A 22,193-nucleotide genomic window follows, 5' to 3' on the forward strand; every position below is an offset into this window, starting at 1 on the left:
GGCTCAGGCCCCGTCCTGCAGCCGGGCGAGGTCCTGCGGCGTGTCGACGTCGTCGGGGCGGCCGAGGCCGTCGCAGGCCACGAGCGCCGTGCGGCCGCCGCGCAGCAGCTCGCGCGCCCCGGCGTCGCCGGCCAGCCCGGCGACCGCGTCGAACAGCGCAGCCTCCAGCAGCGTCGGATGGCCGGGCACCCCGTCGTAGGTCGCGCGCACCGCGTCGTGGGCGGGCCCGCGCGCCGCGGCGACGCGGCGCACCGCCGAGGGGACAGCAGCGGCTGGTCGCCGAGCACCACGACGACCGCCTCGGCCCCGGCCTCGCGAGCGGCGGCGACGCCCGCGCGCAGCGAGGCGCTCTGGCCCGTGGCCCAGTCCTCGCAGAGCACGACGTGGGCGCCGTACAGGTGGGCGCCGTCGCGGACGGCCCCGGCCTGGGCGCCGAGGACCACGAGCACGGGCGCGCAGCCGCCGGCGGCCAGGGCCGCCACGGCGTGCTCGACCAGCGGGCGCCCGCGGAAGGGCGCGAGCTGCTTGGGCGTGCCGAACCGGCTCGCCGACCCGGCCGCCAGCACCACGCCGGCGAGCACGGCGCTAGCCGGTGATGCCGCCCGCCCGCACGCGCGCGGCCATGTCCGAGGACTCGGCGCGGTAGACCTCCCCGGGCAGCTCGAGGACGGGGAGCTTGGACTGGCCGCTGAGCTGCTCGACGGCCGGCCGCTTGCCCTTGCCGTAGCCGTGCTTGACGATGTCGTAGGGGATGCCCTGCTCGTCCAGGGCCCGCTGCACCTTCCAGCACGCGTCGAGATCGGTGTGCAGGAACGTCCAGGAGCAGCGGTGCAGCTTGATGTCGGCCATGACCCCCACACTAGGGCGCGGCGCACGCGTGCGGCCGCAGGCGATGCAGCACCACCGCGGCGTCGCGGTCCTCGGACTCCAGCGCGAACGTCGCCCGCGCGGCGGCCAGGACGTCGCGGGCGCCGGCACGGCGCGGGTCGGCGAGGCGCAGCTCGCCGCCCGGGGCCACGAGCCGCGGCCAGAGCGCGAGCGCGGCCCGAACGTTGGCCTCGGTGTAGAGCACGTCGGCCGCCAGCACGAGGTCGAACGGCCCGAGCGCGGCCAGCGCCTCGCCGTGGGCCCCCCAGTCGACCTCGGCCACGTCGGCGACCACGGCGTTGAGCGCCAGCGCGTGGGCGGCGAAGACGACGGCGTCGGGATGGCCGTCGGTGGCCAGCACCCGCGCGCCGGCGCGGGCGGCGACGATGCTCGGCGCGCCCAGCCCGCAGCCCAGCTCCAGCACGCGGATGCCCGATGCCGGCGGGTCGGCCGCCAGCGCTCGGGCCAGCGCCAGCCCGCTCGGCCAGGGCCGCGCCCAGTAGGGCACCGGCGCGCCTGCGGCGCCCTCCTCGTGGCGCAGCTGCTCCCAGTCGGCCGGCAGGACGAGGACGACGTCGCCGCCCCGCCCGACCTCGAAGCGCTGGACCACGACGTCCAGCAGTGCGGGCGGCGGCGGGGCGGCACCCGCGCCGGTGCGCAGGCGCTCGCCCAGCGAGGCCCGCAGCGCGCTCAGCGCATCAGAAGCCAAAGGCGACGGGCGCCGGGTCGCGCAGGAGGCCGAGCGCCGGGGCGTACATGGTCTCCTTGATCGCACCGAGCGTCGCCGGGTCCTTGCCCGCCTGGGCCGCGGCGAGCTCGACCGCCGACGGCAGCACCTCGTCCTCACCGACCGCGGCGCCGACGATGTCGGCCGCGACGGCGTCGGCGCCGCCGTAGCGGCGTCCGGTGGTCATCGCCTCGTGGGCGGTCTTCTTGGACATGCGCGCCTGCATGAGCGCGGCCATCGCCGGGGTGAAGGCGATCTTGATGTCGACCTCGGGAAGCAGAGGAAGCCGCGGTCGGCGCGCATGACCTTCTGGTCGTGGGCGATCGCCAACATCGCGCCGGCGGCGAAGCAGTGGCCCTGGATGGCCGCGACGGTCGGCACGGGCAGCGCCAGCACCTTGGCGAACAGCCCGTGGACGTCGCGGATGAAGATCCCGACCTCGTCGCGGTGGGCCTGCAGCCACTCGAGGTCCAGCCCGTTGGACCAGAACTTGCCCGTGCCGACGGTCACCAGCGGCGCGGGCTCGGCGGCGACCTGGTCCAGCAGGCCGCCGACGGCGCCGACCCAGTCGGGGTTGAAGCGGTTCTCGGTGTCGCCGAGATCCAGCACGTAGACGTCGCCGTCGCGATCCAGGGAGGGCATGGCGCGGCAGCCTACGACCTACAACAACGTCGTGTCGTCCGGCAGCCCGAGCAGGAGCCGGCCGGTCGTCTCCCACGTGATCGGCGCGACCTGGACGTGCGCGGTGGCCGCGTGGGCGTCGCGGAAGCGGCGTCCCAGCGGCGAGCGGTCGTAAACGGCGGCGCCCCCGGCGAGGTCGTGCATCGCGTCGGCCACGCGGGCCGAGGTGCGCACGGCGTGGGTGGCCGCCAGGCGCAGCCCGAGGCGCTCGGCGTCGCCCACCGGGCCGCCGGCCGTGGCGGCCGCCCAGGCCTCCCACACCGCCTGGGTCACGAGGGCGCGCGCGGCGCGCAGGGCGGCCTCGGCCTCGGCGACGCGGGCCTGCGTGTCCGGACGCTGCGCCATCGTGCGGCGGGCGCCGTGCGGGTGGCGGACGGCGGCCAGCGCGGCGAGGTCGTCAAGCGCGCCGCGGGCGTTGCCCAGCGCGGCGGCGGCGATCGAGAGCGCGAAGAAGCCGAAGATCGGGAAGCGGTACAGCGGGGCGTCGACGACCGGGCCGCCGTCCAGCAGCGACAGCACGCGCTCGGCCGGGACCGCCACGCCGTCGGCCACCGCGTCGTGGCTGCCCGTGCCGCGCAGGCCCCCGACGTGCCAGGTGTCGAGGACCTCGAGCTCGGCGCGGGGCAGCGCCACGATGCGCATGGCGGGCTGCTCGTCCTCGGTGACGCAGCCCGCGAGGAGCCAGTCGGCGTGGTCGATGCCGCTGCAGAACGCCCAGCGGCCGGTGACCCGCAGGCCGCCGCCGGGCGCCGGCACCGCCCGGCCCGTCGGCGCCCAGACTCCGGCGGCGATCGCGCCGGGCGGGCCGAAGACCTCGCGGGCGCCGGCGGGTGGCAGGTGGGCGGCCAGGAGGCTGCTGGTCGCCGCGATGGAGACGCACCAGCCCGCCGACATGTCGCCGCGGGCGATCTCCTCGGCGCAGGCCAGGATCTCGGCCGGCGTTCCCTGAGGGCCGCCGAGCGCCTCGGGCACGCCGAGGCGGAAGCAGCCCGCGTCGCGCAGGGCCTCCACGAGCTCGGGCGCCAGCCGGCGACCCTCCTCCGTCTCGGCCGCGCGGGCGGCGGCGAGGTCGGCCAGGCCGAGCGGCGACAGGACGGTCACGCCTCCAGCGTGCCGCGCGGCGCCGCCGCGCGCAAGCCGCCGCGCGGATGGCACTCATACCTGCAACTGATGACGGACGCGCAAAGACCGGCATTGACGCAGTCATTGCACTCTCGTTACTCTTTCCGCCGATGCAAGCAACCGGCGTCTCGGCGAAGCAGCTCACGGACGAGCTCATGGCGTTCCTGACCACGACGATCAAGTCCGCCCAGGGCGAGGTCTTCAGGCTCGTCGGCGAGCTGGACCTGTCGATGACGCAGCTCAAGATGCTGTTCGCGCTGGACGCCGCCGAGCAGGAGCTCACGCCGTCCGAGCTCGCCACGGCCGTCGGCCTCTCCCCGCGGCCACCGGCCGGGCGGTCGACGCGCTCACCCGCCAGGGCATCGTGTCCCGGCGCGAGGACGACGCCGACCGGCGCGTCAAGCGCCTGGCCCTGACCGAGGCCGGCCAGGCCGCGGTCTCCCGCATCGCCGCAGCACGCCTCGAAGGCCTGACCCGCCTCGTCGCCCCTCTGACCCCGGAGCAGCGCGGGGCGCTCAGCGCCGCGCTCGCTCCCCTCCTCCCCGCCCACTCCGACCCCTGCGCCGCCGTGCGCCCGGAGGACCCCCGATGACCACCACACCGAAGGCCCCCGACAAGCTGTTCGACCGCGCGCTGATCGCCGTGTCGGCCGTGGTCGTGCTCGGCACGTTCATGTCCATCCTCGACACGACGATCGTCAACGTGGCCATCGACACGCTGTCGCGCGACTTCCACACCAACCTGGCGACGATCCAGTGGGTGTCGACGGGCTACATGCTCGCGCTGGCCACCGTGATCCCGCTCACGGGCTGGGCCGCCGACCGCTTCGGCACCAAGCGCCTGTACATGATCTCCATCGGCCTGTTCCTCGCCGGCTCGGCGCTGTCGGGCATGGCCTGGTCGGCCGGCTCGCTCATCGCGTTCCGCGTGGTGCAGGGCCTGGGCGGCGGCATGATCATGCCGGCGGGCATGACGATCCTCTCGCAGGCCGCGGGCCCGCAGCGCGTCGGGCGGATCATGAGCGTGGTCGGCGTCCCGATGCTCATGGCGCCCATCGTGGGCCCGATCCTCGGCGGCTGGCTGGTCGACGACGTCTCGTGGCGCTGGATCTTCTACGTGAACATCCCGATCGGCGCGGTCGCGCTGGTCGCCGCGCAGCGGCTGCTGGCCCGCGACCGGCCCGCCGCCCACCAGCGCCTGGACTGGCAGGGCCTGCTCATGCTCTCCCCCGGCCTGGCGGCGTTCGTCTACGGCCTGGCCCAGACGTCATCCAGCGGCGGCCTGGGCTCGGTCAAGGCGTGGCTGCCGATGGCCGCGGGCCTCGTGCTCATCGGGTCGTTCATCGCCCACGCGCTGCGCAGCGCCTGGCCGCTGCTCGACGTCCGGCTGTTCCGCAACCGGACGATGAGCGCCGCCTCCACCACGACGTTCGCGTTCGCCGCCGCCATGTTCGGCGCGATGTTCATGGTGCCGCTCTACTACCAGGTGGTCCGCGGCGAGTCGGCGCTGGACGCCGGGCTGCTCCTGGCCCCGCAGGGCGTCGGCGCGGCCCTCATGATGCCCGTCGCGGGCAAGATCACCGACCAGGCCGGGCCGGGCAAGGTCGTGCTCGGCGGGCTGGTGCTGCTCCTGCTGGGCATGCTCGGCTTCACGCGCGTGGGCGCCGACACGTCGTTCTGGTTCCTCGGCGGCTCGCAGTTCCTGCTGGGCATGGGGATGGGCGCCACGATGATGCCCGCGATGTCGGCGGCCTACCAGACGCTGGCGCGCCCGCAGGTCGCGCGCGCCACCACGGCGCTGAACATCATCCAGCGCGTCGGCGGCTCGATCGGCACCGCGACGCTGTCGGTCGTGCTGACCCACCAGCTGGCCGGCCGCCTGCCCGGCGCGGGCCAGAGCGGCCTGAGCGCGGCGCAGTCCGTCCCGGCGTCCGCGCGTGCCGAGGTCGCGCCACGGATCGCCGAGGCCTTCGGCCACACGTTCTGGTGGGCCGTCGGCGTCATCGTGCTCGCCGTCATCCCGGCCCTGCTGCTGCCCCGCCGCCGGCCGTCGCTGCCGACCGGCGAGCAGGAGGCCGTCACCGAGATGCCGGCCGCCGAGGCCGTGGCCGCCTGAGGACCGCCACGTGCGGCCGTGCGCGCGGGATGCGTGTCCGCGCGCGCGGCCGCCGGCGCTCAGCGCACCTCGAGGACGATCTTGCCCAGGGCTCCGCGACCATCGAGCAGGTTCAGCGCGTCGGCCGCGCGGTCCATGCCGAAGCGGGCGCCGATGATCGGGCGCACCGCGCCCGAGGCCATGAGATCGTCCAGCGCGGCGCCGATCTCGAGGTTGAGCTCGGGCTTGCCCATCGCGTAGGCGCCCCAGCCCGCGCCGACGACCTCGGTGTTGGTCAGCAGCAGGCGGTTGACCTTGACCTCGGGAATCGACCCGGCGGTGAAGCCGACGACCACGACGCGGCCGCCCTCGCGCAGCGAGCGGATCGAGTCGGTGAAGCGGTCGCCGCCGACGGGGTCGATGACCATGTCGACGCCGCCGTCCGACCACGCCTTGGCCTCGTCCTTCCAGGCGCCGTCGGAGCGGACGACCTCGTCGGCGCCGGCCTCACGCGCGATGGCCTCCTTCTCGTCGCTGGAGACGACGGCGATCGTGCGGGCGCCCAGGCCCTTGGCGATCTGCAGCGTGGCGGTGCCGACGCCGCCCGCGGCACCGTGGACGAGGACGGTCTCGCCGGCGACGAGGCGGCCGCGGGTCTTCAGCGAGAAGTAGGCCGTGTGGTAGTTGAGCACCAGCGCGGCGGCCTGCCCGAAGTCCAGCGTGTCGGGCACCTTGAACGTCAGCCAGGACGGGGCGACGACGACCTCGGCGAAGCCGCCGAGCATGCAGAAGGCCGCGACGCGGTCGCCCGGCGCGACGGCGGCACCCTTCGGCGCGCTGCGCACGATCCCGCCGACCTCGCTGCCCGGGATGAACGGCAGGTCGGGCTTGATCTGGTACATCCCGCGGGTCTGGAGGACCTCGGGGAACGACACGCCGGCGGCATGGACGTCGACGACGACGCCCTCGCCCGGGGTCAGCGGATGCGACGCCTCCGGCTCGGGGACGTCGACGAGCTTCAGGGCGGTGTCGGGGCCGGTGAGCTCGGTGATCTGGAGTGCGCGCATGCCCGGGAACCTATCCCGCCGCGTGCGTCGCGGGCGGGCGCCGCGCGCGGACTGGCGCTTCCGCGGACGCGGGGCGTGCCCCGGCCGTGGGCGCCGGCGGTGTCCCCGGACGCCGATGGCGCGAACGTGGGCCATCGCCCCACGTTTGCGCCATCGGCCACGGCGATGGGTCCGGACGCGCCCGTTCCGCACACCCACGCCGGCGGACGGCCCCCGGCGAGGGCTACCCGTCGTCCTGCGAGAACGCCCAGCGGACCTCGTCGACGTCGAGGCCCGAGGACAGGCAGGCCAGCAGCTTCATGCGGATCGCCTGCGGCGAGAGGAAGCCCGCCGGGATGATGCGGGTGCCGCGCAGGTCGCGCTCGGATCCCGCGTAGCCGTAGGTGGCGTTGAGCACGACGCCGCGCTCGGGCCGGCAGTAGGCGACGACCGGGATCTCGTTGGCAGCCTCGGCCCAGATCGACAGGACCTCGGGCGCCAGGTGGCCGGCTCCGAGCGTCCCGACGACGATCCCGTCGGGCTCGGTGGTCAGCGCGGCGCGCGCGAGCGTCCCGTCGTCGCCCGAGGTCGACGGGATGATGAGCACCCGCTTGTCGAGCCTGGGCGGGTCCAGCGGCGGGTTGCGCGGGATCCGCGACCAGATCGTCGGGTGGCCCTCGGTCACGCGGCCCAGCGGGCCGGTCTGCGGCGAGGAGAACGCCACGAGCGACGTCGTGTCGGTCTTGCGCGCACAGCGCGCGTGGTGGATCTCGCCGCCGAAGACGACGAGCACGCCCATGCCCGCCGCGGGCGCGCTGGCCGCGACGCTCACGGCGTCCACCAGGTTGGCCGGCCCGTCGGCGCCCGCCGCCGTCGCGGTGCGGATGGCGCCCGTGAAGACGATGGGCGCATCGGCGTCGTGCAGGACGTCGCAGAGCATCGCGGTCTCCTCCAGGACATCGGTCCCGTGGGTCACCACGACGCCGATCCCTCGGCGCGCCGCGTCGCGCGCCGCGCGGCAGACCCGCAGGGAGTCCTCTAGCGTCAGGTGCGCGCTCGGCTTGTTGAGGATCGTGATCGCCTCGAGGTTCGGGAACGCCGTCAGCCCCGGCACGCTGGCGACGAGCGCCTCGGCGTCCAGCCCCGGCTGGGCGTGGTCGCCGACCATGGCGATCGTCCCCCCGGCGGTGAGGATCCGGACCCGGCGCACGGGCGCATGGCTGCGATCGCTGACGGTCAGCATGGCCGTCGAGCGTACAGCGATAGGTTCGCCGGGATGCCCGATGTGACGCGCGCGCAGCGCGCGACCTCGTTCGGCGAGCAGGCCGACGCCTACGACCGCGGACGGCCCGGCTACCCCGCGGCCGCGCTGCGCGCCTGCCTGCCCGCCGGCGCCCGCCGTGCGCTGGACCTCGGCGCCGGCACCGGCAAGCTGACGCACGGCCTGCTCGCCCTGGGCCTCGACGTGGTCGCCGTCGAGCCGCTGGAGGCGATGCGCGCCGCCATCGCGCCGGAGGCGACCGTGCTGGCGGGCTCCGCCGAGGCGATCCCGCTGCCCGACGCGTCGGTCGACGCCGTGCTCGCCGGGCAGGCCTTCCACTGGTTCGACCCGAGCCCCGCGCTGGCCGAGATCGCGCGGGTGCTGTGCCCCGGCGGCACCGTCGGCGTGCTGTGGAACCGGTTCGACGACCGCGTGCCGTGGGTCGCCGCGGTCACCGAGGTCTTCGGCGCCGAGGACCGCGCGAGCCTCGTGCGCGGCCTCCAGGCGCCCTGGACGGGTGCGGCGGGGCTGAGCGACCCGGTGTCGCAGACCTTCGCCCACGCCCAGCGCGGCGACGCCGGCGTGCTCGTCGACAACGTCGCCTCGCGCAGCGCCGTCATCACCGCCGCGCCCCGGCGTCGCAAGGAGATGCTCGACCGTGTCCGCGCGCTCGCGCCGCCCGGCGCGTTCGACCTCCCGTACGTGTGCCACGTGTGGCACGCACGGCGCGAGGACGCCCCGGGCGGCGCGGCGCGCGGCTAGGCGTACAGGTCGACCTGCAGCCCGCCCGTCGGCGCCGCCCGTCGGCGCCGCCTGTCGGCGCCAGCGCCTGCCGCGGGTCGCTCGCCCGGGTGCCGGCGATCGGTCCGCGTCCGGCCGCCCGCAGCGCCCTGCGCGTGTTCTTCACCGATCCTTCGCCAGCGCTTCGGGTACCGTCGGCACATGTCCGCCACCGCCACCCGCCTGCTGCACAACTACGTCGGCGGCGCCTGGGCGCCCGCCTCCGCGGGCGACGCGCTCGACGTCACCAACCCCGCCACGGGGGAGGTCCTCGCACGCGTCCCGCTGTCCAACGCCGCCGATCTCGACGCCGCCGTCCGCGCCGCACGCGCGGCGCTGCCCGTGTGGCGCGACGTCTCCGTCATCGAGCGCGCGCGCACCCTGTTCGGCCTGCGCGCGGGCCTCGAGCGCCGCAAGGAGGACCTCGCCCGCTCCGTCACCACGGAGATGGGCAAGACGATCGTCGACGCCCGCGCCGAGGTGGCGCGCACGATCGAGATGGTCGAGGCCGCCTGCGCCATCCCGACCACGATGCAGGGCCGCATCCTCGAGGACGTCTCGCGCAACGTGGACTGCGAGACGGTCCGCCAACCCGTCGGCGTCTGCGCCGCGATCGTCCCCTTCAACTTCCCGGCCATGGTCCCGTTCTGGTTCCTGCCCTTCGCGATCGCCTGCGGCAACACGTTCATCCTCAAGCCGTCCGAGCAGGTCCCGCTGACCCAGCAGATCGCCTTCGAGATCATCGAGGAGCTCGGCCTGCCCGCCGGCGTGGTCAACCTGGTCAACGGCGGGCGAGAGATCGTCGAGGGGATGCTCGACCACGAGGGCATCGACGCGATCTCCTTCGTCGGCTCGGCGCCGGTGGCGCGCCTGGTCTACGAGCGCGCCGCCAAGACCGGCAAGCGCGTGCAGGCGCTCGGCGGGGCCAAGAACCACATGGTGATCATGCCCGACGCCGTGATGGACAAGACGGTCTCCGGCATCATCGCCTCGGCGTTCGGCGCCGCCGGCCAGCGCTGCATGGCCGGCTCGGTCGTCATCACCGTCGGCAAGGCCCACGACCGCCTGCTGCCCGACCTCGTGGAGGCCACGCGGGCCCTGGCGCTGGGCGACGGCACCGAGGACGGCGTCGACGTCGGCCCCGTCGTGTCGTGCGAGGCGCGCGACCGGATCCGCGACTGGATCGACCGCGGCGTGGCCGCGGGCGCGACCCCCGCCGTCGACGGCCGCGAGGCCGGCGACGGCCTGGCCCCCGGCGGCGCGTTCGTCGGGCCGACGATCCTCGACGGCGTCACGCCCGACATGGACATCGCCCAGGAGGAGGTCTTCGGGCCGGTCCTGGCGATCGTCCGCGCCGGCTCGCTCGACGAGGCCGTCGAGATCATCAACGCCAGCCGCTTCGGCAACGGCACGTCGATCTTCACGGAGAACGGTGCGGCGGTCCGCCGCTTCCGCCACGACGTGCAGGCCGGGATGATCGGCGTGAACATCGGCGTCGCGGCCCCCGTCGCGTTCTTCCCGTTCACGGGCTGGAAGGACTCGTTCCTCGGCGACCTGCACGCCCACGGCACCGACGCCGTGGAGTTCTTCACCCGCAAGAAGACCGTGACCAGCCGCTGGTTCTCCGACGGCCAGGGCCACGGCTCCTACTTCGTGGAGTCCTAGACGAGCGCCGGCCCGGAGGGCCGGTTCCGCTGCGGGTGCCGGCCCCAGGGAGCCGACACCTGCAGCGCCGCAGGGACCGACCGCTAGGGGCCGAACAGCCCGTAGGGGTCGGCCTGTCGGCCATAGGGGTCGGCCTGGCCGCCCTGCTGCTGCTGCGCCTGCCCGGCCGAGGCCGCCGAGGTCGACGTCGGGTGGGCGATGAACGCCTGCACGGTGTCGGACGGGATCGCGAAGCCGATGCCGACGTTGCCGGCCTCCCCGCCGCCCGAGGACGAGCCGGAGGCCGCGATCTGCGAGTTGACGCCGATGACGCGGCCCGAGGCGTCCAACAGCGCGCCGCCCGAGTTGCCCGGGTTGATGGCCGCGTCGGTCTGCAGCACGTCCTTGATCGTCGTGCCGTCGGGCGCCTGGATCGAGCGGTCCAGCGCGGAGATGATCCCGCTCGTGAACGTGTGGTCCAACCCGTAGGGGTTGCCGATCGCGTAGCTCGGGTCGCCGACCTCGACCTGTGAGGAGTCCGCGAAGGTCAGCGGCTTGAGCTTGGCGCCGTTCGTGTCGACCTGCAGCAGCGCGAGGTCCTTGGACGCGTCGGCGGCCAGGACGCGGGCGGGCTGCTTGGCGCCGTCGGTGCCGAGGCTGACGGTCACCGACGTGGCGCCCTCGACGACGTGCTCGTTGGTGATGATCTTGCCGTCGGAGGAGACGACGAAGCCCGATCCGGTGGCGGTGCCGTCGCCGGTCTGGGCGCTCACGTTGGCCACCGAGCCCTTCGTGGCGTCGTAGACGGCCTTGGCCGTGGTGGTCGAGGCGTCGACGACGCGACGCGCACCGGTCGCGGCGATGGCCGGCGACGACGCACCGCCACCCCCGTGGTCGCCGATGACGACGGCGGCCGCGCCCGCGCCTCCGGCCCCGGCGAGGATGGCGCCCGCACCGAGGGCGACGAGCTTGGAGGGGAAGGTCATGCCGACACTGTGCCCCGCCGTGCTTGCGCGACCCTCAAGGGATCCGTAAGGGCGGATAAGAGCGCTCAGGCGCCGTCGGAGGCCGCCTGTGCGGCCGCCGGGTGCGGCGCGGCCAGGGCGGGGTCGACGCCGTCACGCGGCAGGCGGACGGTGAACCGGGCGCCGCCGCCGGGGGCGTTCTCGGCGCGGACCTCGCCGCCGTGGGCGTGCACGATCCCCGCGACGATCGCCAGGCCCAGCCCGGCGCCCGCCTTGCCGCGCTCGCGGCCGGCCTCCGCGCGCCAGAAGCGGCCGAACAGCTCGCGCTCGTCGGCGGGCAGGCCGGGGCCGTGGTCGCGGACCTCGAAGGTCACCGCGTCGCCGGCGTCGTGGACGGAGACGTCGACGGGCGTTCCGGGCGGGGTGTGCACCAGCGCGTTGCGCAGCAGGTTGGCCAGCACCTGGCGCAGCTGGTGGGGGTCGCCGCGCAGCAGCGACCCGGCCGGGGCGTCCAGCTCGATGTCGCGGTCGGGCGCCGTGGCGCGCGCGTCGTCGACCGCGTCGCCGGCGAGCCGCGCGAGGTCGACGTCCTCGCGCTGGGCGTCGCGGACCTCGTCGAGCCGGGCGAGCGTGAGCAGGTCCTCGACGAGCACGCCCATGCGCGTGGCCTCGGCCTCGATGCGGCTCATCGCCTTCTCGGTGTTCTCGGGATCGCGCGCCGCGCCGATCCGGAACAGCTCGGCGTAGCCGCGGATGGAGGCCAGCGGGGTGCGCAGCTCGTGCGAGGCGTCGGCCAGGAAGCGCCGCAGGCGGTCCTCGCTGGCCTGGCGCTCCTCGAAGGCGCGCTCGAGGCGGTCGAGCATCCGGTTCAGCGACAGGCCCAGGCGCCCGACCTCCGTGCGCGGGTTGGCCTCCTCGACGCGGTGCGACAGGTCGCCGCCGGCGATCTGGCCGGCGGTGACGCCCATGCGGTCCAGCGGGCGCAGCCCGATGCGGACCAGCAGCCACGACAGCGCGGCGAGCGCCAGGAGCACCGCCGCGATGACGACGGCCTCGATGCGCAGCAGGTGCTGCAGCGTCTGGTCGGTCTCGGTCAGCGGCACCGCGGCGATGATCACGTCGCCGTCGGCCGCGGTCTGGGCCAGCACGCGGTAGCGCGCGCCCGAGTTGGTGGCCTTGACCGTCGCCAGGTGCCCCGTGGGCAGCGAGGCGGGCAGGGTGGGCGCGGTCGCCGTGGTCGAGAAGCAGGCGCGGCAGTCCGGCGCGGCGGTCGTCCGGCCCTGGGCGTCGCGGTGCAGGATCCAGGTGCCCGCCGCGGGCCCGCGCGGGCCGCCGCCGTCGCCGTAGCCGTTGTCGGCCGGCGGGGCGCCGATGCCGCCGACGCCGCGGCCGCCGCCGAAGCCGGGGCGCCCGTCGGGGATCTTCGCGGCGAGCTGGACCTGCTGGTCGACGCGCTTGAGCAGCAGGTTGCGCTGCTCGGCGTAGGTGACGCCCGCCAGGGCGACCAGCCCGACGGCCGCGAGCGCGAGCAGGCCGATGATGAGCCGCGCGCGCAGCGACACGCTCAGGACCTCGGGGCCCGCAGTGCGTAGCCGACGCCGCGCGCGGTGTGGATGAGCGGCGGCCCGTGCTTGTCGAGCTTCTTGCGCAGATAGCTGATGTAGGTCTCCAGGACGCGGGCGTCGCCGCCGAAGTCGTAGTCCCAGACCTGGTCGAGGATCTGCGCGCGCGTCAGGACGCGGCGCGGGTTGAGCATGAGGTAGCGCAGGAGCCGGTACTCCGTGGCGGTCAGCTCGATGAGCTCGCCGCCGCGGGTGACCTCGCGCGTGTCCTCGTCGAGCTCGAGGTCCTCGAAGACGAGCCTGCTCGTCTCGGGCTGGCTGAGGCCCGAGCGGCGCAGGATGGTCCGGATGCGCGCGACGAGCTCCTCGAGGCTGAAGGGCTTGGTGACGTAGTCGTCGCCGCCCATCGTCAACCCGCGCACCTTGTCCTCGGTGGCGTCGCGAGCGGTGAGGAAGATGATCGGGACCTGCGCACGCTCGGCGCTGAGCCGGCGGGCGATCTCGAAGCCCTCCATGTCGGGCAGCATGACGTCGAGCACGAGCAGGTCGGGCTTGAAGCTCGAGACCGCCTCCAGGGCGCTGCGCCCGTCGGCCGCCGACTCGACGGTGAAGCCCTGGAAGCGCAGAGCCATCGAGATCACGTCGGCGATGTTGGGCTCGTCGTCGACGACGAGGACGCGGTGGGTCTCGGGCAGGGCGGCGGTCATCATGCGGCCAGTGTCGGCCCGCGACCTGGGAGATTCCTGGGAGGACCCGGGGAACCTGCTGCGAGGGTCGTGGGTGATGCCTGCGAGGCTAGCGCCAGTGTCCGCGCGGGCCGTGCCGCATGCCCGGGCCGCCCTTGGGCGGCGTGCGGGTGACGAGGTCGTCGAGGTGGTCGGACAGCTCCTTGAGGATGTCCGTGCGCTGCCGGGCGGTGAGCTTGCCGTCGGTGACGGCCCGGTCGAGCTCCTTGGTCACGCCGGCCGTGATCGCCGCCTTGACGTCGGCGAGGCTCTTGCCCTGGTCCTTGGCGACGTCGGCGATGCTCTTGCCGCTCTCGAGCTTCGTGTGCAGGTCGGCCAGCTTGAGCCCGAGGGCCGTCGCCGCCGCGTCCAGCGCGCCGCCGGGGCCGCCCTTGAAGCCCAGGCCGCGACCGGGGCCGCCGAAGCCCCGGCCGCCGTGCGGTCCGCCCAGCGCGCCGCCGCCCAGGACGCGGCCGTCCTTCTGGCGGTCGGCCTTGATGGCGTCGGCCTGCGCCTGCGTGAGCCTGCCGTCCCTTACGGCCTGGTCGAGCTGGGCGTTCTCCGCGGCGCTCAGCGCCGAGCGCAGGTCGTCGGGCGAGACGTTGAGCCGCTTGGCGGCGTCGTTGAGGACCGACTGCTCGGCCTGCTTGGGAGCGTTGCTCGTGGCGGCGATCGCGGCGGCGCCGCCGGCCCCGGCCGCGAGGACGGCCGCCGACGTCAGGACATAGCGCGTGACCTTCATGGGGCATGAGGATGGCGGAGCCTGCTGAGCGCTCCCTGAGACGTGCCTGAGAGCGCGGCGACGGCCAGGACGGCGCGGACCTGGCGGGCCACGGCGGCCGCGGGCAGGCGGCCGGCGGGCAGCTCGACGACGAACGCGCTGCGCCCGGGCAGCACCTCGGCCTCCCAGCGCGTCGCGGTCCCCGGCAGCGGCGCGAGCACCCGCGTGCGCATGCCCGCCACGCGCGCGTAGGTGCGGATGAGCGCCCGGTCGGCCCCGGGGTCCAGGAGGACCCGGTCCATGTGCTGGTGCAGCCAGATCGTGACATCGGGCCGCTCGCGCAGGACCAGGCGCCGTGCGGCGGAGGTCTCGGGCTCCGAGCCGGGTCGCGGACCAGAGGCGTAGATGCCGCTCAGCGGGCGCCAGCCGACCGGGAAGTTGCGGTTGAGGTCGACGCCGTGGGCGTTGCCGCGCGTACCCGCCGCGCAGCCGTCGGCGTTCAGGGCGTCGACGAGCAGCAGCGCGGCGCCCGCGGGCGCCGCCGCGCCGCGCAGCGCGCGCGTGACCGCGATGCCCGCCCGCTCGGTCCCGTGGATGCAGCCGACGACGAGGACGCGGCGCGCCGCGCCGCGATCCCCCACGACGACGAGGCGGATCGGCCTCCCGCGCACGGTGTGGCCGACGGTCTCGCCGTGGCGCGACGGCGGCGCGGCGGCCGGGGCGGCGGAGCCGAGCGAGGCGGCGACGGCCAACCCGGCCGCGGCCGCGGCCTCCGCCGCGCGCGCGGCGCGCCTACCTGGACGTGACCGCATGGGCGGCGGTGTCGGGCGACAGCGGCAGGCGCAGCGCGTGACGGCCGGCCCATGGGAGGCTCGCGGGCCGGTACCGGCGCCGCCCGTCGACGGCGACCGGCCGGGTGGGATCGCCGTTCAGGGCGACCTCCACGGAGCCGCGGCAATCCGGCGGTGGGCTGAGGACGAGATGGACGTGGCGAGACGGCACGGTGACCGAGATCGTCGCCGATGAGACGGCGGTCGCCGACTCGGCCCCCACTCGCCGGGGCCTGCCGAGCGCGAACGCGCTGAGCGCGAGCGGCGCGGCCGCCGAGTCTGGGTGTCCGGGTGCTGCCGCAGCGGCGGGCGGCGGCGAAGTCGCCGCCGGGGCACCGGGCGGAGGCCGCGTGCCTGCCTCGCTGCGTGCGGACCCTGTCTGGGTTGCGCGGCGGAACGTCACCGAACCTCGGCGTACGACTACGGATGTGCGCGGGCCGCCAGGACGCGAGCCTGCTGACCAGGCCCCAGGGAAGGGGCATGGATGTTTCGACGAGAGACACGGCGCAGCCGTCCCGGAGGACTCCGGGACGGCGTTTGCGCCGGCGCACCCCGACCAGTCCGCGCACTCGGCATCGCCGACGCCGCAGCCACGTGCTCGGCAGCTGTCCCAGCAGCAGGCGACCGTGGACGGATGCGAGCGGCATTGCGATCGGTGACGCTCTGGCCCTCGACCACGGGTTCGCAAGCCCTCCCGTCCGTTCGCGCTTGCGGGCGGCACCCTGGCGACTATCCGTCGGCCGCTCGCTCGTCGGCGGCCCGGTGCACGTGCTGCGCCATCTGTGCGAGCCGTTCGGCGCTGAAGAAGACCGACGTGTAGCCGTGGGCATCGCGTCCGTGTTCGCGGGCCACACCGAGGAGGTGTTCGAGGCTGGCGCCCTGGAGACTTGCGCGGCAGCCGCCGGGCAGAACGTCCGCGCACTGCAACTGGTAGGGCATGGAGCGCCCCTTTCCTGGTCGCCGATCCGGCCGTGGGACCGGTCGACTCCCGTAGGGACATCCAGCCTCCTCTGATGCGCCGCGATGTCAAGGCGGTGGCCTGGAGCGGGGCGGACCGTCGCGCACGGGCTGAGCGCGGTCCCGGCATCGACGACGCTGAGGGTGACGGGCTCGCGTGTCCCAGGGCGTCCGCGGCGGTACGTGCCCCGATCCACCGAGCCCGAGCCGGTCGGCCCCCGTCGGCCGGGCGGGCCTCCACCCAGCGCTCACCAGCGGACACTCAGACAACAGTGTGGGTAGCCGCACGATGGGAATGGGTGATTCCGGGCACTCTTGGGGCGTGCCCACGAAGGTCCTCATCGTCGACGACCACCCGAGCTTCCGGTCCGCCGCAAGGCTGCTGCTGGAGCACGACGGATTCGAGGTCGTCGGTGAGGCGCAGGACGGCGCAAGCGGCCTGGCCGCCAGCGTCGAGCTCTCCCCCGACGTCGTCCTGCTCGACGTCAACCTGCCCGACCTCGACGGCTTCGACGTCGCGTCGCGCATCTGCCTGGACCACGCGGCGCCCAAGGTCGTGCTCACCTCCAGCCGCGACCCGCGCGAGTTCGGCCCGCTCGTCGCGCGCAGCGGCGCCCGGGGGTTCATCCCGAAGGGTGAGCTGACGGGCGCAGCGCTCTGCGCCCTGCTCTGAGCCGCGCGACGACCTCGGCGCCGACGAGCACGATCGCCGGCGGCACCGTCGCCGGCAGGACGTCGACGACGAGGAAGAGCTGGTCCCAGGCCAGCGACACGAGCAGCACCGCGACCGCCGCGGGCAGCTGCCGGCGTCCCTCGGCCGCCAGGATCCCGCCGACCACGGCGGCCGCGAAGAAGTCCCCGTAGCCCATCCCGGCGAAGCCGAACGCGGCGGACTGCAGCTGCGGCAGGCCCGCGCCGGGCGCCGCGGCGACGAGCACGGCGTTGGGCGCCTGCAGCTCGTTGCCGAAGACGAGGATCGCGTCGGTGACCGCCATCGCGACGATGCCGAGCTTGAGCAGCAGGAGCGGCGCGGCACCCGCCAGCAGCCGCCCGAGCGTGACGCAGGACCCGGCGATGAGCACGATCGTGGCCACCTGCCCGGCGCGCGTCGACGGCCACACCCACGCCACGGCCAGCGCGGCGGCGGCCGCGACGCCCAGCCACGGGCGCGCGCCGCGCAGCGCCCACCCCAGCCCGAGCGCGCAGCCCGGCGGGATGAGCAGCAGCGCGACCCACGTCAGCACGTCGGCCGAGGACGGCAGGAGGTCGATCGCGGCGATGACGACGGCGATCGACAACGGGGCGACGAGCGCCCAGGCGCCGCCGCGGAAGCGGCGCAGGGCGACCGGCACGCCCGCGGCGGGCAGCACGACGCCGGCAGCCTGGGCCGCGGTGAGCACCAGGTTGTCGGTCTCGAACCACACGCGGCCTCCGACCGTAGCTGGCGGACCCACGCTGTAGCGTGGGCGCCAGATGCCCGCGGCCCTCACGCTCCGCACCGTGCGTGCCACGCGCTACGTCCTGCCGCTGCGCGAGGGCGGGTCGATGCCGGGCCTGGTGGAGGCCGACGACGACGGGCTCTACGTCGTCAAGTTCCGCGGCGCCGGCCAGGGCCCGAAGGCGCTCGTGGCCGAGGTCGTCGCCGGCGAGCTGGCCCGGGCGGCCGGGCTGCGCGTGCCCGAGATCGTGCTCATGGACGTCGACCCGGTCATCGCCGCGGCCGAGCCCGACCCCGAGATCCAAGAGCTCGTGCAGGGCAGCGGCGGACTGAACGCCGCGCTGGACTTCCTGCCCGGCGCGCTGCCCTTCACGCCCGCGGCGCCCGCGGGCGTCAGCGCGCACGTCGCGGCCGCCGTCGTCTGGTTCGACGCGCTGGTGGCCAACGTCGACCGCACGCCGCGCAACCCCAACATGCTGGTCTGGCACGGCAACCTGTGGCTCATCGACCACGGCGCCGCGCTCTACCGCCACCACGCGGCGGCATGGCCCGAGGGCGCCGCGGCGGCGCCCTTCCCCCAGATCGCCGACCACGCGCTGCTGCCGTTCGCCGACCCGATCGACCGCGTCGACGCCGCGCTGGCCGGGCGCCTGACGCCGGAGGCCGTGGGCGCCGCCGTCGCCGCGGTGCCGGACCTGTGGCTGGGCCGCGACCCGCCGGCCGAGCGTGACGCCTACGTGACGTACCTGCAGGAGCGGCTGGCCGCGCCGCGCGCGTTCGCCGCCGAGGCCGAGGAGGCGCGCCGTGGCCGGGCCTGACGCGTTCCAGTACGCGATCTGGCGCGTCGTGCCCGACGTCGAGCGCGGCGAGGCGCTCAACGTCGGCGTCGTCGTGTTCTGCCGGCGCCGCGGGTTCCTCGGCGCGCGGGCCGAGCTCGACGAGCCGCGGCTGCGCGTGCTGGCGCCCGGCGCCGACGCGGGCGCGGTGCGCCGCCACCTGGAGGGGTTGGTGCGGGTCGCCGAGGGCGAGCCGGCGGCCGGCGCGATCGCCGCGCTGCCGCAGTCCGAGCGCTTCGGGTGGCTGACGGCGGCGTCGAGCACGATCGTGCAGCCCTCCCCATCCACACCGGCCTGTGCGACGACCCCCAGGCCGTCCTGGACCGGCTCTTCGTGCGCCTCGTCGCGCGCCCGGGCGGCCCGCCCGGGCCCTGACCTGCCGGTGCCCGCCGCCGTCCTGGAGGACGGCGGCGGGCACCCAGCGCGGGTCGCTACCGCGAGGCGGGCGCGATCGGGTGGTTGGCGTGGATGAGGTCGAACGGGTCGTACTCGGCCTTGACGGCCTGCAGCGCCGCGAAGGCGTCCTCGCCGTAGGCCGACCGCGTGTCGGTGGGCTCCTCGGCGAAGTTGAGGTAGACCCGCTCGGCCGCCCACGGGGCGACCGCGGCCTTCAGGGCGGCCAGGCGGGCGGGGATCGCCTCGGCGAGCTCGGGCGTCACCGGCACGCCGACCGCGAACAGGATGTACGCGGCCTCGAGGCGGGCCGTGGCGCCGGCGCGCGCCGGGACGCGGGCCAGCGCGCCGCCGAGGTGACGCAGCTCGACGGCGAGCATCGGGGAGTCCGTGCCGGGGCCCGCGACGTCGACGAGCGCGTCGATGGCCTCGGGCGTGAGCTCGTCGAGCATCGCGTGGCCGCCGATGCCGGGCACAGGGTGCTCGGGGTCCATGTGCACGTGGACCAGCCCGGCGGGCGGGGCCATCGCGAACAGGTCCATCGCCGGCTCGAGCGCGCGCAGCGGCGCGAGGACCTCTGCGGCGTAGGCCTCCGTGCCCATCACGGCGCCATCGATGGCGACGAACTGGCGGCCGCGGAACGCCTCGGGGATGTCGGGCATCGGCGGGATCTGGAGGATCCGCGCGGAGGTCGTGACGGCCTCGGGGGCATCGAGCGTCCACTCGTGCCAGGCCCGCAGGATCTCGCGCGAGCGCTCCCACGGCCACAGCATCACGCCCTGGTAGACCTCGGGCAGCGGGAACAGCTCGAGCTCGAGCGCGGTGATGACGCCGAAGCTGCCGGTGCCGCCGCGCAGCGCCCAGAACAGCTCGGGGTGGCGGTCCTCGTCGCAGCGCAGCTGCTCGCCGTCGGCGGTGACGACCTCGATGGCGGTGACGCTGTTGCAGGCCAGGCCGAGGGCGCGGGCCAGCCAGCCGATGCCGCCGCCGAGGGTGTAGCCGACGACGCCGACGTCGGGCGACGAGCCGGCCAGCGCGGCGAGGCCGTGCTCGGAGGCGGGCGCGGTGACGTCCATCCACAGGGCGCCCGCCTCGACGCGGGCACGCCGGGCGACGGGGTCGATCTCGACGCCGCGCATGAGGGTGGTGCGCACGAGGATGCTGTCGGCGACCGAGCCGCGGGCGTTGGCGTTGTGGCCCGTGCCCTGGGGGGCGATGCGCAGGGCATTGGCGCGGGCGAAGCCCATCAGCGCGCTGACGTCGTCGGCGTCGCGGGGCAGGGCGACGAGAGCGGGTCGCTGGTCGACGGCGAGGTTCCAGGCCTGGCGGGCGTCGTCGTAGCCGGCGTCGCCGGGGGCGTGCAGCTCGCCGGCGAACCGGGAGCGCAGGCTGTCGAGGCCGAGGTCGGGACGGGCGGTGATGATCACGTGGGGACTCCGTGGGAGAGGACTGCGGGTCGACGAGGATCCTGGCGTCGCCCGCGGCTCCGTGCACCGGAGCAACCCCCCCGCGCGAGGGTGCGGCCCTCCACACCAGGGATGTCCCTGGGCGGACTCCGGAAGGCCAGAACCTGACGTTGACGTAAAGAAGAGCTTGTAGGGTGTCGGTCGTGTCCGCCGAAGCCGCCCAGACCCTCCCGCGCCGCCGGATCGGCGTCGACGCCGACCACGAGCACTACAAGTGGTGGGCCCTGTCGTGCACGAGCCTCGGCATGCTGCTGGCCACCGTCAACTCCGGCACGCTGGTCATCGCGCTCCCGGATCTCGAGCGCGCCCTGGGCGTCGGGCTGCTCACGTTGGTCTGGGTGATCCTCGCGTTCATGATCGCCTCGACCGTGCTCGTGCTCACGTTCGGGCGCCTGAGCGACCTGTTCGGCCGCAAGCGCGCGTTCGTGTGGGGCTTCGCGCTGTTCACCGCCGCGTCGCTGGGCGCCGGGTTCTCCAGCGGCGGCACCGAGCTGATCCTGTGGCGGGTGGTGCAGGGGATCGGGGGGGCCATGCTGTTCGCCAACGCCTCGGCGCTGGTCACCGACGCGTTTCCGCGCGAGCAGCTCGGCGTCGCGATGGGCACCAACGTCATGGTCGCCGGCGTCGGCCTGGTCCTCGGGCCGGTCCTCGGCGGCGCGCTCGTCGAGATCTCCTGGCACTGGGTGTTCTGGTTCAACGTGCCCATCGGCCTGGCCGGCACCGCGTGGGCCTGGCTCGTGCTGCGCGAGATCGTGCGCCCCGAGGCCGACCGGCGCTTCGACTGGTGGGGCACGCTCGCGTTCGTCGCGGGCCTCACCGGCCTGACCCTCGGCATCAGCCGCGGCGGGATCGTCGGCTGGGGCGACACGCTGACCATCGGCTCGCTCGTCGTCGCCGTCGTGCTGCTGCCCGCCTTCGTGGCCATCGAGCGCCGTGTGCCCTCCCCCATGCTCGACCTCTCGCTCTTCGCCGACCGCGGCTTCAGCGCCGCGACCGGCGCCGCGTTCCTGTCGGGCCTCAGCCGCTTCGCGCTGACGTTCGTGTTCGTCCTGTACTTCCAGGGCGCGCAGGGCGACGACCCGATCGTCGCCGGCGTCAAGCTGGCCCCGCTGGCCGTGGGCATGCTCATCGCCAGCCCGCTGGCCGGGATCTACGCCGACCGCCACGGCGCGCGGTCGCTCGCCGCGCTGGGCCTCGTGGTCTCCGCGGTGGGCATGGCGGCCATGACCACGCTGCAGACCGGGACGAGCTACGCCCTGACCGCGCTGTGGCTGCTCATCACCGGGCTCGGGTCGGGGATGTTCAACTCGCCCAACACCTCCGCCATGATGGGCGCCGTGCCGCCGCACCGGCGCGGGATCGCCGGCGGCACGCGGATGATGCTGCAGAACACCGGCTCGGTGCTCTCCATCGCGTTCGTGCTGGCGATCATCACCGCCGCCGTGCCCACCACGACGCTGCTGTCGATCTTCTCCGGCGTCTCGTCGGGCCTCTCGGACGCCGCCCTGGCGCCGTTCATCCACAACCTGCACGTCGCGCTGTGGGCGCTGGCCGCCTCCTCGCTGCTGGCCGCCGCGGTCTCGCTGCTGCGCCCCGCCACCTCCGGCACGGAGACGCGCGCGTGAGCCCCGCGCAGGCCGCGGCGGCCGGCGGGCTGCGCATCGGGGAGGTGGCCCGCCTCGTCGGCACCACCCCGCGCACCATCCGCTACTACGAGGAGCTCGGCCTGCTGGCCCGGGACCACCCGCGCGAGGCCGGCCGCCACCGCCTCTACGGCGAGCAGGACGTCGAGCGCCTGCGCGAGGCCCTGCGCCTGAAGGAGCTGCTGGGCATCAGCCTCGAGGAGCTGCGCGAGCTCGTCGAGGCCCAGGACGCCCGCGCCGCGCTGCGCGACGAGTGGCACCACGGCAACCCCGGCGCGGCGCGCCGGCGCGAGATCCTGGACCAGTCGCTGGGCCACGTCGAGCGCCAGCTCGACCTCCTGGCCGGCCGCCGCGCCGAGATCGAGCGCCTCGAGGACGAGCTGCGCGAGCGCCGCGAGCTCATCCGGGCGCGGCTGGCCGACGGCTAACGTCGAG

22 protein-coding genes and 2 pseudogenes are annotated in these 22,193 nt (G+C 75.1%); 9 read left to right on the plus strand and 15 right to left on the minus strand.

What is annotated here, in order from left to right:
* Positions 1 to 3: 3 nt before the first annotated feature.
* From FSW04_RS28665 to FSW04_RS19010, 5 genes and pseudogenes are all read right to left on the minus strand, one after another.
* Positions 4 to 581, minus strand: a pseudogene (locus FSW04_RS28665) (nucleotidyltransferase family protein).
* Between the two features lie 4 nt (positions 582 to 585).
* On the minus strand, positions 586 to 849 hold the full coding sequence (locus FSW04_RS18995; RefSeq protein WP_146921810.1) for a glutathione S-transferase N-terminal domain-containing protein: 264 nt from the start codon (positions 847 to 849) through the stop codon (positions 586 to 588).
* A 10-nt stretch (positions 850 to 859) separates the two neighbouring features.
* Entirely contained in the window at positions 860 to 1,576 is a 717-nt protein-coding gene (locus tag FSW04_RS19000) for a class I SAM-dependent methyltransferase (protein ID WP_187368915.1), read from the minus strand.
* A pseudogene (locus tag FSW04_RS19005) lies at positions 1,566 to 2,236 on the minus strand (enoyl-CoA hydratase-related protein). The gene FSW04_RS19000 and the pseudogene FSW04_RS19005 overlap by 11 nt, the downstream one beginning before the upstream one ends.
* A gap of 18 nt (positions 2,237 to 2,254) precedes the next feature.
* Positions 2,255 to 3,376: an acyl-CoA dehydrogenase family protein gene (locus FSW04_RS19010; RefSeq protein WP_146921812.1), complete on the minus strand. Its 1,122-nt coding sequence runs from the start codon at positions 3,374 to 3,376 to the stop codon at positions 2,255 to 2,257.
* A gap of 131 nt (positions 3,377 to 3,507) precedes the next feature.
* On the opposite strand from FSW04_RS19010, the gene FSW04_RS19015 reads away from it, so the two are divergent.
* Entirely contained in the window at positions 3,508 to 3,813 is a 306-nt protein-coding gene (locus FSW04_RS19015; RefSeq protein ID WP_146921813.1) for a hypothetical protein, read from the plus strand.
* A gap of 172 nt (positions 3,814 to 3,985) precedes the next feature.
* Positions 3,986 to 5,512: a DHA2 family efflux MFS transporter permease subunit gene (locus FSW04_RS19025; RefSeq protein WP_146921814.1), complete on the plus strand. Its 1,527-nt coding sequence runs from the start codon at positions 3,986 to 3,988 to the stop codon at positions 5,510 to 5,512.
* Between the two features lie 59 nt (positions 5,513 to 5,571).
* On the opposite strand, the gene FSW04_RS19030 is transcribed toward FSW04_RS19025, so the two are convergent.
* Both FSW04_RS19030 and FSW04_RS19035 read right to left on the minus strand, forming a co-directional pair.
* Positions 5,572 to 6,558, minus strand: coding sequence for an NADPH:quinone oxidoreductase family protein (locus tag FSW04_RS19030; protein ID WP_146921815.1), 987 nt, complete (start codon positions 6,556 to 6,558; stop codon positions 5,572 to 5,574).
* 223 nt (positions 6,559 to 6,781) lie between these two features.
* The gene (locus tag FSW04_RS19035) at positions 6,782 to 7,780 is read right to left on the minus strand and encodes an asparaginase (RefSeq protein ID WP_146921816.1); all 999 of its coding nucleotides are present in this window, start codon (positions 7,778 to 7,780) and stop codon (positions 6,782 to 6,784) included.
* Between the two features lie 33 nt (positions 7,781 to 7,813).
* Here FSW04_RS19035 and FSW04_RS19040 point away from each other — a divergent pair, with 33 nt between their 5' ends.
* Positions 7,814 to 8,560 carry a class I SAM-dependent methyltransferase gene (locus FSW04_RS19040; protein WP_146921817.1) on the plus strand — a complete coding sequence of 249 codons (747 nt, stop codon included), beginning with the start codon at positions 7,814 to 7,816 and terminating at the stop codon, positions 8,558 to 8,560.
* Positions 8,561 to 8,740: 180 nt separating this feature from the next.
* Positions 8,741 to 10,243 (plus strand): CoA-acylating methylmalonate-semialdehyde dehydrogenase, encoded by a 1,503-nt coding sequence (locus FSW04_RS19045; protein WP_146921818.1) that lies wholly within the window; start codon positions 8,741 to 8,743, stop codon positions 10,241 to 10,243.
* Between the two features lie 83 nt (positions 10,244 to 10,326).
* Here FSW04_RS19045 and FSW04_RS19050 read toward each other — a convergent pair whose 3' ends face one another.
* The 6 genes from FSW04_RS19050 to FSW04_RS19075 all read right to left on the minus strand — a co-directional run bounded on the left by FSW04_RS19050 (position 10,327) and on the right by FSW04_RS19075 (position 15,964).
* Entirely contained in the window at positions 10,327 to 11,208 is an 882-nt protein-coding gene (locus tag FSW04_RS19050) for a S1C family serine protease (protein ID WP_146921819.1), read from the minus strand.
* A gap of 65 nt (positions 11,209 to 11,273) precedes the next feature.
* Complete coding sequence (locus FSW04_RS19055; RefSeq protein WP_228430581.1) at positions 11,274 to 12,749, minus strand: sensor histidine kinase; 1,476 nt, start codon at positions 12,747 to 12,749, stop codon at positions 11,274 to 11,276.
* A 2-nt stretch (positions 12,750 to 12,751) separates the two neighbouring features.
* On the minus strand, positions 12,752 to 13,459 hold the full coding sequence (locus tag FSW04_RS19060; protein WP_146921820.1) for a response regulator transcription factor: 708 nt from the start codon (positions 13,457 to 13,459) through the stop codon (positions 12,752 to 12,754).
* An 85-nt stretch (positions 13,460 to 13,544) separates the two neighbouring features.
* On the minus strand, positions 13,545 to 14,216 hold the full coding sequence (locus tag FSW04_RS19065; RefSeq protein ID WP_146921821.1) for a hypothetical protein: 672 nt from the start codon (positions 14,214 to 14,216) through the stop codon (positions 13,545 to 13,547).
* Entirely contained in the window at positions 14,213 to 14,947 is a 735-nt protein-coding gene (locus tag FSW04_RS19070; RefSeq protein ID WP_187368917.1) for a DUF2817 domain-containing protein, read from the minus strand. Before FSW04_RS19070 ends, FSW04_RS19065 begins: the two co-directional genes overlap by 4 nt.
* Before the next feature lie 807 nt (positions 14,948 to 15,754).
* Positions 15,755 to 15,964: a DUF1059 domain-containing protein gene (locus tag FSW04_RS19075; RefSeq protein ID WP_146921823.1), complete on the minus strand. Its 210-nt coding sequence runs from the start codon at positions 15,962 to 15,964 to the stop codon at positions 15,755 to 15,757.
* Positions 15,965 to 16,304: 340 nt separating this feature from the next.
* Here FSW04_RS19075 and FSW04_RS19080 point away from each other — a divergent pair, with 340 nt between their 5' ends.
* Positions 16,305 to 16,655 (plus strand): response regulator, encoded by a 351-nt coding sequence (locus tag FSW04_RS19080; protein WP_146921824.1) that lies wholly within the window; start codon positions 16,305 to 16,307, stop codon positions 16,653 to 16,655.
* Here FSW04_RS19080 and FSW04_RS19085 read toward each other — a convergent pair.
* Positions 16,606 to 17,406, minus strand: a complete 801-nt coding sequence (locus FSW04_RS19085) for a hypothetical protein (RefSeq protein ID WP_146921825.1) — start codon at positions 17,404 to 17,406, stop codon at positions 16,606 to 16,608. The genes FSW04_RS19080 and FSW04_RS19085 overlap by 50 nt on opposite strands.
* A gap of 49 nt (positions 17,407 to 17,455) precedes the next feature.
* On the opposite strand from FSW04_RS19085, the gene FSW04_RS19090 reads away from it, so the two are divergent.
* Positions 17,456 to 18,238, plus strand: coding sequence for a HipA family kinase (locus tag FSW04_RS19090; RefSeq protein WP_146921826.1), 783 nt, complete (start codon positions 17,456 to 17,458; stop codon positions 18,236 to 18,238).
* Positions 18,225 to 18,728 (plus strand): DUF3037 domain-containing protein, encoded by a 504-nt coding sequence (locus FSW04_RS19095; RefSeq protein ID WP_228430582.1) that lies wholly within the window; start codon positions 18,225 to 18,227, stop codon positions 18,726 to 18,728. The genes FSW04_RS19090 and FSW04_RS19095 overlap by 14 nt, the downstream gene beginning before the upstream one ends.
* On the opposite strand, the gene FSW04_RS19100 is transcribed toward FSW04_RS19095, so the two are convergent.
* Positions 18,688 to 20,076 (minus strand): FAD-binding oxidoreductase, encoded by a 1,389-nt coding sequence (locus FSW04_RS19100; RefSeq protein ID WP_146921827.1) that lies wholly within the window; start codon positions 20,074 to 20,076, stop codon positions 18,688 to 18,690. The genes FSW04_RS19095 and FSW04_RS19100 overlap by 41 nt on opposite strands.
* Positions 20,077 to 20,258: 182 nt before the next feature.
* Between FSW04_RS19100 and FSW04_RS19105 the strand changes: the two genes are divergently transcribed.
* Both FSW04_RS19105 and FSW04_RS19110 read left to right on the plus strand, forming a co-directional pair.
* On the plus strand, positions 20,259 to 21,740 hold the full coding sequence (locus tag FSW04_RS19105) for an MFS transporter (protein ID WP_228430583.1): 1,482 nt from the start codon (positions 20,259 to 20,261) through the stop codon (positions 21,738 to 21,740).
* Positions 21,737 to 22,186, plus strand: coding sequence for a MerR family transcriptional regulator (locus tag FSW04_RS19110; protein WP_187368918.1), 450 nt, complete (start codon positions 21,737 to 21,739; stop codon positions 22,184 to 22,186). Before FSW04_RS19105 ends, FSW04_RS19110 begins: the two co-directional genes overlap by 4 nt.
* Positions 22,187 to 22,193: the final 7 nt, after the last annotated feature.

Origin of the sequence: Baekduia soli (assembly GCF_007970665.1) — a bacterium.
GTDB lineage: Bacteria > Actinomycetota > Thermoleophilia > Solirubrobacterales > Solirubrobacteraceae > Baekduia > Baekduia soli.